Annotated in this window: 7 protein-coding genes; 2 read left to right on the top strand and 5 right to left on the bottom strand. The window is 51.6% G+C overall.

Going from position 1 to position 13,709, the window contains the following annotated elements; translation table 11 throughout:
* The 5 genes from GWC94_RS03700 to GWC94_RS03680 form a co-directional block, all read right to left on the bottom strand.
* Positions 1–1,083, bottom strand: coding sequence for a glycoside hydrolase family 43 protein (locus tag GWC94_RS03700; protein ID WP_161833678.1), 1,083 nt, complete (start codon positions 1,081–1,083; stop codon positions 1–3).
* Positions 1,084–1,094: 11 nt separating this feature from the next.
* Entirely contained in the window at positions 1,095–3,665 is a 2,571-nt protein-coding gene (locus GWC94_RS03695; protein WP_161833677.1) for a glycosyl hydrolase 115 family protein, read from the bottom strand.
* A 120-nt stretch (positions 3,666–3,785) separates the two neighbouring features.
* Complete coding sequence (locus tag GWC94_RS03690; RefSeq protein WP_161833676.1) at positions 3,786–5,945, bottom strand: alpha-glucuronidase family glycosyl hydrolase; 2,160 nt, start codon at positions 5,943–5,945, stop codon at positions 3,786–3,788.
* A gap of 25 nt (positions 5,946–5,970) precedes the next feature.
* The gene (locus tag GWC94_RS03685; RefSeq protein WP_161833675.1) at positions 5,971–7,002 is read right to left on the bottom strand and encodes a LacI family DNA-binding transcriptional regulator; all 1,032 of its coding nucleotides are present in this window, start codon (positions 7,000–7,002) and stop codon (positions 5,971–5,973) included.
* Between the two features lie 44 nt (positions 7,003–7,046).
* Positions 7,047–8,084: a LacI family DNA-binding transcriptional regulator gene (locus GWC94_RS03680; RefSeq protein WP_161833674.1), complete on the bottom strand. Its 1,038-nt coding sequence runs from the start codon at positions 8,082–8,084 to the stop codon at positions 7,047–7,049.
* Between the two features lie 582 nt (positions 8,085–8,666).
* Here GWC94_RS03680 and GWC94_RS03675 point away from each other — a divergent pair.
* Together GWC94_RS03675 and GWC94_RS03670 are read left to right on the top strand one after the other, a co-directional pair.
* Positions 8,667–11,858, top strand: coding sequence for a SusC/RagA family TonB-linked outer membrane protein (locus GWC94_RS03675; protein WP_202628634.1), 3,192 nt, complete (start codon positions 8,667–8,669; stop codon positions 11,856–11,858).
* 18 nt (positions 11,859–11,876) lie between these two features.
* The gene (locus GWC94_RS03670) at positions 11,877–13,703 is read left to right on the top strand and encodes a RagB/SusD family nutrient uptake outer membrane protein (protein WP_161833672.1); all 1,827 of its coding nucleotides are present in this window, start codon (positions 11,877–11,879) and stop codon (positions 13,701–13,703) included.
* Positions 13,704–13,709 lie beyond the last annotated feature (6 nt).

The raw sequence follows: 13,709 nt of genomic DNA, 5'->3' as shown, positions 1-13,709 counted from the left end.
TTATTTATAAGCATTGATCGTTTGTATACTGCCATCGGGATTGTAATGCAACCCGGTGACTTTTACATTCCGGAGATGTGTTTTTCCCGAAAGCTGTGTATCGTGGTAGAAAAGATACCATTTCCCTTTGATCTCAACAATAGAGTGATGGCTTGTCCAGCCCTCTACCGGGGTTAAAATAATGCCCTTATAAACAAAGGGCCCGTACGGCGAATCGCCAATGGCGTAGCAGATATTATGCGTATCGCCGGTAGAGTAGGAGAAATAATATTTTCCATTGTATTTATGCATCCAGGAGGCTTCGAAGAAACGCTTGTCGTTGTTTTTTTCCAGGAAGGGAAGCCCTTTTTCATCAACGATCGAAATCTCCTTCGGGAATTCGGTGAACTGCTTCATATCGGCAGCAAGTTTTGCCACACGCGGCATTATCGCTTTTTCATCCGCTTTTTTCAGGGCCCCGGCCGAATCGTATTTGTTAGCCGTCCATTTCTGTAGCTGCCCACCCCAGATGCCGCCAAAGTACATATAGAAATTGCCGTCATCGTCTTTGAATACCGAAGGGTCAATGCTGAAACTGTTGGCAATCGGCGCCGGTTCCGGTTTAAACGGACCTTCGGGTTGGTTGCCGGTGGCAACTCCGATATGGAACACATCCTTTTTGTCTTTTACGGGGAAGTAGAGATAATAGATCCCGTCTTTGAAAGCAGCATCGGGCGCCCATAACTGCCGGCCCGCCCAGGGGATGTCTTTGATATCCAGTGCCACACCATGATCGGTTACTTTGCCGCCGATGGAGTCCATCGAGAGGATGTGGTAATCCCGCATGCCGAAATGATCGCCAAGATCGTTTTCCGGTATGCCGGCTTCAAAATCGTGCGATGGGTATACATAGATGCGCCCGTTGAATACATGCGCGGAAGGATCCGCGGTATAGATATCTTTTACCAGGGGCTGCGAGACCGGCGTCTTCTTCAGCGTTCCTTTTTCTGTGGCGGTTTCTGTTTTGTGTTGTTGTGCACAGGAAGAAAACATGGCGAGACTTAGTGCTGCAGCCAGGCATCTGCCGAATGTTGCTGTATTCATAGCTATTGTTTTTATTTGGTTGATGATCTTGTTTCGGGCGGACCGAGATAGCTTTGTTTCACTTCACCCGTGACGATAACGAGTTTCTGCAATACCACTGCAGGGCTGACCCGCCAGAATTTCAGCACATGTCTGCCCGGTTTCAGCATGGCATGCCTGGTTGTTTTGATGATGATATTGTTTGCCACCCAGGTATTCCATAATCGTTCGTTGCTGTCGTCTTTGTTGATGGAAATTACCTGCGGTATCTCATCGTCTATGGAAACCGCGTAGCGCAATCCCTCGGGTTCCCTGTGAAAATTCAATGTGGGCGAAAAATAAGCCATCACTTTTACCGAGTCGGAACCTGCCTGCAGGTACATTTCATACTCCAGGTGTGGTGATTTGCTGCCCGGTAATTCGGCGGCCGCTGTTACTGGCAGGGTGGTAATGGCAGATCCTGTTTTCCCGTGGTCAGGCAATGCCTGCCAGGTTATCTGGTTATTGCCAACAGCTTTCGAATAATGATCCGCTTCGATCGATACATAACCGTCCTGCTGGTAAAAGGAATTTTTATTGCCTGTTTTCGGTAGCATGCGCTGCGCCGTAACGGCGATTGTTGCCCGCGGCCCAACTGCGGTGTTGCCTTTCTCCACATAGGATACAGCCGGCATTCTCTGCGTATTGGGTTGCTGCCAGTAGGTATAACCGATATGCGTCTGGTCCATCATGTGGTTCCATTTGCCATTGGCCACACGGTGGTAGTCAAGACTGATCAGCGAGTCCTGCAGGTACAGCTGTTTTACTTTGTCGGCATGCTGGTTAGCCTGTATCGATCCCTGCGCCGCATACCATTTGTTCTTTACCGCATGGTAATACATTTCCTGCAGGTTGGCACAGGCTTTCACCGGGTGAAGCACCAGTTCAAAATAGGCGTCCCTGTATTCAGCAGGAATGGACGCTGCGATTTTTTCCGCTTTGGCCAGCAGCAGCTGGTAGTCGCGGGTTGCATTTTCCGCTTCGTTATAATTTTCGAGGCTGTAGGTATTCGCATCCAGCAGTTCGGGTTTTCGGCGCCCGTTGTATTTGGTATAACCGGAAATAATTTCTGCAATACCCGCCGCATGTTCCGGGCCAAATTGTTTTGCTGCCCACTGTTTGGTGTAAGCCTGTAAAGCGGCAGGCCCGATCCTGTCGGGTGCCCAGGCATAGTCAAGGAAGAAGGAGACGGGGAACTCCATCGGTTTCAGATCGCCCACATTAACGATCCAGATATTGCGCACACCGTATTCGTAGGCAAGATGCATCTGTTCCCACGTTCTGGCGATGGGATTTGTATTTAACCATTTGTAGTTACGCGGCCCGCCCACATAATCGAAGTGATAATAAATACCGTAGCCGCCCTTGCGGGGAGCGTCGGTTGTTTTCGGCAGTTTGCGGATATTGCCCCAGTTATCATCGCAGAGTAACAGGGTTACGTCATCGGGAACGCGCATGCCTTTGTCGTAATAATCCTGCACTTCTTTGTACAATGCCCATAACTGCGGTGTTTCGGAAGCAGGTTTGCCGGTAACATCCGACAGTATCTGCCGCTGATCGGCAACGATCCTTTCCAGCAGGGCGATATTGCTTCCCTGTGTCATGGGCATATCGCCGTCTCCGCGCATGCCAATGGTAACAATGCTTTCATGTGTGCCCATGTTCCGGATGCCTTTTTTCCAGAAAGCCCGCAGCACGGAATCATTGGTCTGGTAATTCCAGGCGCCCCGGCCATATTTTTTCCATTCCTGCTGCGCACGCTGCATGGGCTCGTGATGCGAGGTGCCCATTACGATACCGTATTTGTCTGCCAGCACCGGATTGGAGGTATCATCGTCGTTGAATGCATTGCCCCACATGGCAGGCCATAAATAATTTCCTCTCAGCCGCAGGATCAGTTCAAACATGTGTTCGTACATCCTGGCGTTGAAGCCGCCGAATTTCTCTCTTGTCCAGCCCGAGAATGCCGGTGCTTCGTCATTGATGAAGATGCCGCGGTATTTTACGGCAGGGGCATCTTCTTTCGCCCAGGACTTATCAACAAACCATTCTCTTTTTTGTTTAACAGGTACATCGGCCCACCAGTACCAGGGCGATACGCCCAGTTGCTGCGATAAGGTAAATACCCCGTAGGCCGTACCTCTTTTATCATTACCCGCGATCACCAGTGCATTTGAAATATCCGGCAGGGGATTGGCAAGCACCTGTGTACGGCAGGCCTCCCATTTGCCCCTGATACCGGCAGTGTTGAATTTTCCCGAAGCTGTCAGCTGCCGGATAGCAGCCGATCCGTTGATCGTTCCGATAACAATCACTGTTTTACCGGCACCGGCAAGTTCGGTTTTGATAACAGGTCTGCTGCCGGTAACGGCTTCGATATCGGTCTGCAGCAGCGCCGCCGCTTTGTTTACCAGCCAGTCGTCTTTGTCGTCCACAACGATGACCGCACCGGTAAAGGAAATGTTGTTCGCATTTTTTACGGAGGAGATAAACGGATCCTGCTGGCCATAGGCAAGCAAGCCTGCGGGCAACAGCAAAAGAACCGGTATCCATTTTTTTAGCATGGCAGCAAATTTTATCACTATTAAATAGATGGCGCTGCGAGAAACAGGAACACAGCAAAACCCTTCAGCCCACTTGTTGTGCTGTCATTCGCAAATAATAGTGATCAATCAGGCAGTATATCAGTTACCGTTATTACCGTTGCCCGGAACAAACTGGAATCGTAAACTTTTGTAATAATCCAGTGTATGTTCGGGTTGCGCGTAATCCGTCGGTATAGGTTTCTTCGAAAATGTTGCGAAATACAGCAGACAGGCATTTCTCCACCACACCGCCTCTTTTTCCTGTACGGACAGCAGCATCCGCACATGGTTGAAACGTTCTTCGTCTACCTGCGACTTTGTCTGGTTCCACAGCTGCTGCATGGCACGCACTTCTTCCACCCCCTGGTAATAGCGAAAGCAAAGCTCGTTCCACAATGTTCTTCCCGACCGCATCCGGTAATTCCATCCAACATGATGAAACCACAAAAGGTACTCTTCCGGACAGTCGGATAAATCTTCATATATTTTTCTCACTTCCGGCGCATATTGCTCCAGTGCATTGGTGCCTTTGCTGTTTCGCGCGAAACCAAGACCAAGGGAATCTGCTTTGTGGTAATAAACGGGATTCCAGTCTGCACGCCCCAGTTTATCCGACCAGGGTGATGGACCGTAATGATGTCCGTCGCCCATGATATGATGCAGCCCCACCGGTGTCATATAATGCACCATGGTCTCTCTCGAAGAAAGCATCATTTGTTTGACCGGGCCGACAAAGGAGGGATCGTTGGAAAATGTCATTCGGATCCATTCATCGGCAATCTGTTCGGAAGAACGGTTATGATCCCAGGCCAGTTTTCCGTAGGCATACCAGTTGGCCTGCGCAAAAGGATGTCCGCACCAGTTCCTGTCGTCGCCGATATTGCTTACGCCGGCTATCCCGGTAAGTGTGTGCCGGTCTGCAGAGCCGTCGATGACCCTGGCAACGGTGCTGCCCTTGCCATAGGCGTAGGTGTCGGCGTCCAGCACTTCTTTCATCAATGGCGCTTCGTATACAAGCTGGGTGCCCTGTCCAAGGTATTCCTGGGTAAGCTGGAACTCCATCATCAGTGGCGTTTTCGGCATGGCGCCAAACAGCGGATGGAAGGGTTCACGCGGCTGAAAATCGAGCGGGCCGTTCTTTACCTGCACAAGTACATTATTCCGGAACTGGCCATCGAATGGTTTGAATTCGTTGTAGGATTGTTTTGTCCTGTCTACCGGCACTTCATTGCTGTAAACAAAAGCGCGCCACATGACGATGCCGTTATGCGGAGCCAGCGCCTCTGCCAGCATATTGGCGCCGTCGGCATGTGTACGGCGGTAATTCTGCGGGCCGGGCTGCCCCTCTGAATTGGCTTTCACCAGCAGTCCGCCAAAATCGGGAACATAGCTGTAGATCTCGTCAATTTTTTTCTTCCACCAGTCCCTGACTTCTGGGTCAAGCGGGTCTGCTGTTTTCAGCCTGCCGATCTCTATAGGCGCACTGAATTTGGCCGACAGGTACAGCCTGATGCCATAGGGTCTGAATACATCTGCCAGCGCTTTCACTTTGACCAGGTATTCTTTTGTGAGCATCAGCGCATTGGCATTCACATTATTGACAACCGTGCCATTGATCCCGATGGATGCATTGGCCCTTGCATAATCAATATAACGCTGATCGATGTACCCTGGCAGCAAATGCCATTTCCAAAGAGAAAACCCCGCATACCCGCGCTCTACGCTGCGGTTCATATTGTCCCAGTGATTGAGCACGCGCAACTGCAGCTTGGGAGAACTGGCGACGGGGATCGATGCAAAATTTTTCTGCTGCTGCAGCTGCTGCAGAAAATAAAAGCTGCCGTACAGCACGCCTTTGTCGGTATTACCCGTAATGATAAGACACTGTTTGCCCGCTATTTTTCTGAACGCGATCAGGAAACCCTCTTCGCCCAACCCCCTTGTTTCGATACCTGTACCGCCGATGGCAGGCGCTGCAATCGTGCCGATCACAATGCTGTGTTCGCCTATCGTAGCGCCGGTGGTTTGCCGGATACCCAGTAAGCCCGAAAGACCTTTTACCAGTTCATCGCCGGCAACCGAAAGGGTAGGCGACTGGCCAAGTACCGCAACACTGCCGATCCGGGATCTGTAGGCGGCAAGCATTTGCCCGTTGGGGATGCGGTCATAACGCAGCCATAACCTGTAACCGTCTTCCGCAAACGCGGCGGTAAAGAACAGGCAGGCAAGCAGGACAAAAGCAACAGTTTTTTTTTTCATGGCAACGGTTCTTCGGATGCGGACCTTAGGTCTGTTTCTTCATCGACGATTCCCTTATGATGAGTTCTGATTTGATGATAATGGTATTGGTGAGATGGATGTTCGACACCCCATGCAGGTGGTTGATGAGGTTACGGGCAACGATCTCGCCCATTTCAATACCCGGATAGTTAACCGTGGTCAGTTTGGGCTCCACGATCTTGCAGATCGCATCGTTGTTAAATCCCACCACGGCAATATCCTGGGGAATGCGTTTACCGGCGTCTTTAAAAACCTGCATGCAAACCGCGGCGCAGAAATCGTTGGTGATAAATACGCCGTCGGGCATGGGTTTCATGGCCAGTACCTGGCGGGCGGCTTTGGCGCTGGCTTCTTCGCTGAGGTCGTTTACCAGCACCCTTTTTTCATCGTAGGATAACCGGTTATCGAGCAGTGCCTGCCGGTATCCGTTCAAGCGTTCCGCATACACATTCCTTTTCAGGTTCGCCGTAATATGGGCGATGCGTTTGCAACCCTGCGCTGCCAGGTGGGCCGTGGCTTCATAACCTGCTTTATAGTTGTTGATCACCACTTTGGTGGTCTCGCTTTGTTCAAACACCCGGTCGAAGAACATCACGGGTATGCCTTTTTTGGCAAAAGGTTCAAAATGCGAAAGGTCTTCTGTATCGTATGCAAGCGATGCGATCAGTCCGTCGACCCTTTTGTGAAAAAGGTTCATGGCGTTGGCCGCTTCTTTCTTAAAAGTTTCTGAAGAGTGGCCTATGATCAGGTCGTAGTTGGCTTCGGTGGTCACTTTTTCGATGCCCGCCAGAACGGAGGTAATGAACTGGCTGTTCAGTTCATGCACGATCACACCGATGGTATTGGTGCGTTGTTTCCTGAGATTGCTGGCAAAGTTATTGGAGCGGTAACCCAGCTTGGTGGCCAGATCGGCGATCTTCTTTTTCGTCTGTTTGTTGATGGCGGGATGGTCTTTCAGACCGCGGCTCACGGTGGCGGCAGAAAGGTCAAGCTCCCTGGCAATATCGTAGATCGTTATCTCTTTTTCCCGGCTCATAAAATTCAATCGGTTGCAATTTAGGGGGAAATCCCTGCATACGGTCAGCTTTTTCTTTTCTTTTTAGCCGACGATCCGCGTATGATCAGCTCAGACCTTAGTATAATAATATTGGTTGCCTGCATCACCGAAATACCGGTAAGCTGGTTGATAAGCTGGGTGGCGGCCGCTTCGCCCATGGCATAACCCGGGTAGTCAATGGTGGTCAGTCCGGGCTCCACCACCTTGCTCATCGGGTCGTTGTTGAACCCTGCAAAGGCAATGTCTTCCGGGATCCGCAGCCCGGCTTTTTTCAGCGTGAGCATGCAATAGATGGCGCAGGCATCGTTGGCAGAGAACACCGCGTCGGGTCTGGGTTTCATTTTCAGTATATGCTCAGCCGCATCCACGCCCGCCTGTTCACTCATGTTGCGGGTAAGCACCAGTTTTGGATCAACGGGTATTTTATAGTCGCCCAGCGCTTTTTTATAGCCCTTCACACGTTCTGCATACACATGACTGATCGGGTTTCCGCCGATATGCATAATACGCCTGTAACCGTTGTCCAGCAAGTGTTTCGTGGCATCGTAGGCTGCTTTCTGGTTATCGATCACAATGCCCATGCACTGCTTGTGTTCGCGTATGCGGTCGAAAAAGATCAGGGGTATGCCCTTCTTGAAAAAAGGTTCAAAATGGGCCAGGGTATCGGTCTCGTAAGACAGCGATACCAGCAGTCCGTCTACCCTGCTGTTGAACATGGTGTCCACATTGTCGGCCTCCTTGATCATGCTTTCCGAAGACTGGCTGATGATCAGGTTGTATCCTTCCGCCCTGGCCACCTGTTCCATGCCGGCAATAACGGTGGACATAAAATAACTGCTCAGCCTGGGTACGATCACGCCGATGGTATGGGTGTTTTTCTTGCGCAGGTTGCTGGCAAAAGTGTTGGAGCGATAGCCCAGCTGGCGGGCCAGGTCCTGTATTTTCTTGCGCGTGGCTTTCTTAACCGCGGGATGGTTATTAAGTGCACGGCTTACCGTGGCGGGGGAGATGGCCAATTCCCTTGCAATATCATAGATGGTGATCTCTCTGTACTCTGGCATGGTTGTCCTAAGATAATCCACCCCGTAAAGACGCGGTAAAAAATATTTTTTATGCAATCGGTTGCATTTTCAAAAAAAACTTCCGACATTAGTTCCGGCTTTATCCGGGCGATAGTCCGCCCTTCAGAAAACGATTGCTGCCATGCCAGAACTGATTGATATATATCTGCTGAAATGCTTTACTGTAAAGCATTTAAGGCTGTATTGGCATCTGCCGTTTTCCCAAAAAAACACCCGGCCTGCGCTTCCCGTTTCACCCATAAGGAGCCGGTTGCCGATGCCGGGAGGGGCCGGAACCATCATTACCGGAAACGCTGCACCGGTTGTCCACTTTTTTCCCCCTTGAAGCCTTATATGAGAGGGAAAACGAGTTTTCTGACCGGTAAATGCAAGGTATTTACCGGTGAATGCAACCGATTGAAATATAATTATCCAAACAGTTCACACCGCTCTTCTATCACCTTAACGATTGCCGCCATGAATACCAGTTAACCCGTTTGCCAGTTTCTTCTGCTGCGTTGGCAGCCATGCATTGTGTATCATCATTATTTATCAAAAACAACAGCTATGAAATTCTTGCTTATGAGACCGCAACCAGGGGCGAAACAGTGGCTTCGATTCTGTTTTGTCCTGCTTTTGGCAGCGGGCGTGTCTGTTTTGCTTCCTGCCGGAACCCTGGCACAGGCACAGCGAAAAACCGTTACCGGCCAGGTGACCAACGAAAAAGGGGAACCTGTTTCCGGTGCTTCTGTAACCGTAAAAGGATCGAATACCGGAACCACTTCCGATGCACGGGGTGCCTATTCCCTGCAGGTGGCGGGTAACAACGCCACCCTTGTTTTTTCTTTTGTCGGCTATGAGGATAAGGAACTGCGTGTGGGATCCGGCAGCACCGTTAACGCCCAGCTGGTTCCCGCTAACAGGGAACTGGACCAGGTGATCGTAGTGGGTTATGGCACCCAGCGAAAAAGGGATGTGACGGGTTCTGTGATATCTGTCAGTGAAAAAACATTAAAAGAGGTACCCGCACCCAATGTGATCGGCCAGCTGAAAGGCCGGGCCGCCGGCGTTACCATTGTCAGCAACGGTTCCACACCCGGTGCGGGCGGTTCTATCCGTATCCGCGGTAACCGTACGCTCACCACTTCGCAGAGCGGAAGCGATGCACTGGATGGCCCCCTGCTGGTAGTGGACGGGATACCTTTCAGCGGCAGCATCAACGATATCAACCCCGAAGACATCTCCAGCCTGGAGATATTGAAAGACGCATCGGCCACGGCGATCTTCGGTTCGCGCGGATCGGGCGGTGTGATCCTGGTGAGCACCAAAAGAGGCCGCAGCGGTAAAGCGGTGTTCACGTACGATGCTTTTCACGGTATCACCAATATCATGGGTAAATACAAAGTGATGAACGGAGCCGAATATGCCAAATTCAAAACGGATGCGGCCCTGTATAACCGTTCTACCTGGCCTACCAGCGCGGGCACTTCTTCCTATTTTCTTACGGGCGCCGAGCAGGCCGCACTGGCAGCGGGTGTGTCTACCAACTGGCAGGACCTGATCTATAAAACCGGTTTCTCCACCAGCCATGTGCTGGGTCTTACCGGCGGCAACGAAGGCACACAATATGGAATGAGCCTGGGCTATTACCGCGAAGACGGTATCATTCCCAACCAGAATTTCCAGCGCGCCACACTGCGGGCCACGATCGATCACAAGATCGGCAGCAGGGTGCGCATAGGACTGAATACACTGAACACACTTTCCTATTCCAATACCCCCGGCGGCGGCGGTGTGCCGAGCGGGCTGGTGCGACTGACACCGCTGGCATCGCCGTATAATGCAGACGGTACGGTAAACATCAACCCTGCCGTTGGTTCTATCGATGCGCAGGTGGTGAGTCCGCTTACGCTGATCACCAAAGCCAATTCGATACTGGCGCGTAACAGGCGTTTGCGCACTTTCAACACCCTGTATGGCGAAGTGCAGATCATCAACGGGCTTAAATACCGGCTGAATATCGGTCTCAGTTTTGATGCATCGAACGGAAGCGGTTACAACGGTCCGCTGACCTATACCAATACCGCAACGGTACAGAGTTCTTCCAATGCCAGCGTTACCAACGCCGAGCAGTGGAATTACAATATCCAGCACCTGCTTACCTATAACAGAACCTTTGCACAGAAACACAGGCTCGATTTCACCGGTCTTTTTGAAGTGATCAAAGACCATAACCAGGGAAGCGGATTCACCGTAACCGGCGTGCCGGCAGATTATATCCAGAATGCCAATTTTGGTCTGGCAAGCGGTCAGCCCGCGGTGAACGCAGGCGCAACCTATTTCTCTGAAACAGGATTGCTTTCGTACATGGGTCGTTTGAACTACGGCTTCGACAACCGCTTCAACATTACGGGTACCGTTCGTGTGGACGGCGCTTCGCAGCTGGCACCGGGACATAAATATTTTACCTACCCTGCTTTCGGGGCCGGATGGACGATCTCCAATGAAAAATTCATGAAGGATGTGTCGTTTATCTCCAACCTCAAACTCCGAGGGGGATGGGGTATTTCCGGTAACAGGAACGTAGGCGCCTATGCAACACTGGGTGCGCTTTCTGCAAACACGTATAATTTCGGAACCAGCACACAGGGTCAGCAACTGGCCTACACGGTTACTTCGCTGGCCAACAATACACTTACCTGGCAGTCGACCGCGCAAACCGATATCGGTCTTGATTTCGGGTTGTTCAATAACCGCATCACCGGCACCGTTGAATGGTATCACCAGCAGACAAAAGATATTCTGCTCGGTGTGGCGCTCCCGCCAAGCAATGGCGCAGGAAGCACCAACCAGAACCTGGGCAGAACCGAGGGCCGTGGTCTGGAGATCAGTCTGAGTACGCTGAACATACAAGCCAAATCAGGGTTTACCTGGAGCACCGATTTCGTGTTCTATTATAACCGCGAGAAGATCACGCAGCTTACCACACCCGACGAGAAACAGCAGACAGGCAACGGATGGTTCGTAGGTCAGCCGCTTACGGTGATCTATGATCTCCGCAAGATCGGTATCTGGCAGCTGGACGATTCCGCAAAAGGAACCATTGCGGCGCAGACATCGCCTATACAGTATCCCGGACAGGTACGTGTGCAGGATCTTAACGGCGATGGCAAGATCGATGCAAACGACAGGCAGGTGATCGGTAACTACCAGCCCAACTGGGAAGGTGGTATCACCAACCGTTTCAGCTATAAAGGTTTTGATCTTTCGATCGTGATGTATGCAAGGATGGGGATGAAAGTGCTTGTTCCCTATATAACTGCCGACGGAGGTGCCAACGGTTTCCCTTTCTTCAACCAGAGCCGTGTTAACCAGGTCAAAACGGATTACTGGACACGCACCAATCCCACCAACGCCTTCCCTGCGCCTGATGCCGGCACCGACCGTTTGTTGTTTGGTTCCACATTGGGTTATATGGATGGATCGTTCATCAAATGCCGCAGCATCAACCTCGGTTACGAGATACCGTCTTCCATACTCAGGAAAACAGGTATCAGCTCCGTAAGGGTTTACCTGAATACCACCAACCCGTTTGTTGTGTATGCGCCTTTTGTAAAGAACGGCTTCGGACCTGATCCGGAAGGAAACGGTTACGGCGGTGCGGTAAATGCACAGGGTACTTCCGAGTCAGGAACCGGCGGACGCCAGATCAGTGTTAACCTGAACAACCCGCCTGTTCGCCAGTTCACGGTGGGTTTGAATGTCAAATTCTAAATGAATAAACCGAATTGTATGAAACGCTATAAAAAAATAGGCTGTGTTGCTGCACTTGCGGCGGTGGCATTGTTTACGAATGGTTGTAAAAAAATACTGGACGAGAACCCGCAGGCCAATATCGTTCCTTCGTTCTTCAACAGTCCGGCCGGTGTGCTGGGTGGTATTGCGGGGGTATACAACGATATCCGTTCCGCATGGGGTACCGAAGGTTTCAGTCTTGAAACAGTGGCGGGTACCGATGAACACCTTGCCGGCGGCAGCGCCAGCGGTCTTTCCTATTACACATATAACGGGCTGAACAGCACTTCGGGCGGTGGATGGTGGAATACCGCTTACACCGATATCAATACGCTTAACGGCGTATTGCAGTATGGCGCCAACATCGATCTGCCCGACGCTACCAAAAAAGCTTACCTGGCACAGGCAAAATTCCTGCGGGCTTTCTGGTATTTTCACCTGGCGCAGTGTTTTGGCGATGTGCCGCTGAACACCAAGTTTATCACCACGCCCACCAAATCCGCTTCGCGCCAGCCGGTGGCCGATGTGTATGTACAGATCATCAAAGACCTGACAGAGGCCGCGGCCGATCTGCCCAACACACCGTCTGATCCTTTTCTCGGCAAGGCGGCCACCAAACCCACCGCGTTGTACCTGCTGGCGAAAGCTTACCTCACACGCGGCTGGCTGAACAACACCGCCACCGATTTTCAGCAGGCAGCCACCATCGCTTCCGGTATCATCGCCGGCAAAGCAACCTATGGCCTGGACCTGTGGCAGGATTACGGCGATGCTTTTGTGCCGGCCAACGATTACGGCAGGGAAACAATGTTTGTGAGCGATCACAGCAATGATCCCAAATACGGCCAGTATACCGTGGGCGGCGCTGCATCGGGTGGTGCGGCACAGAACCTCACGCCCTGGTTCTATATATGGAACTACCCGGCCAACAGCGGTGTGAATTCCATCAAGAACGCACAGGGAGCGCTTACCAACAATACGGTGAGCCCGCTGATGGTTCGTGATGCCACCAATGGCCGCCCTTATATCCGTACCAGACCCAATACGGTGAAGATGGCGGGCGGACCCAATGCAGGCAGGAATTATATTCTCGACCAGGCATTCGTGAACCGCGTAAACGATTCCCGTTATGACAACACTTTCCAGAAAGTATGGATATCCAACAATGCCATTACCAATAACGCAGCCAATACCAATAACCAGCGCGGTATCTCGTATACCATGCAGGTAGGTGTTGACACGGCCATATGGATGCCCGATACCGAAGTGGCAGGCGCACCGCAGTTCGACGGCACCAGGCCTTTCAAAGGCATCATCATTCCGCCGAGCCTCTGGAGCAACCAGTTGTTTCCTTCTGTCAGAAAGTTCATGGACCCCAGTCGCGGCGCCAATTTCAACGATCCGTCCACAAGACCGGTGGTGATGTATCGTTTCTCCGATGTATACCTGATAGCGGCAGAAGCCTACTTCAAAGACAACAAACCTGCCGAAGCCGCCAATATGCTGAATGTGGTAAGACAGCGCGCTGCATACCGCAAAGCCAATTCAGCGGCGCAGAATGCATTGGCTGCAGCTGCCATGACGATTACCGCAGCCGATGTAACACTTGATTTTATCCTGGATGAACGCACCCGCGAAAACTACGGCGAGTGGCAGAGATGGTTTGACCTTGTCCGTACCAGGTCGCTGATCACCCGCGTGAGCGCTTGGAACAACGAAGCCGGCGTGAACATCAAAGCGTTCCACATGCTGCGTCCTATCCCGCAAACACAGATAGACCGTACCGTGGAAGGACCCAAGTTTCCGCAGAACCCTGGCTATTGATTTTGA

Source organism: Sediminibacterium soli (genome assembly GCF_009939225.1).
Classification (GTDB): domain Bacteria; phylum Bacteroidota; class Bacteroidia; order Chitinophagales; family Chitinophagaceae; genus Sediminibacterium; species Sediminibacterium soli.
The sequence above is the reverse complement of the archived record's forward strand: the minus strand, read 5'-3'. Positions and strand labels throughout refer to the sequence as shown.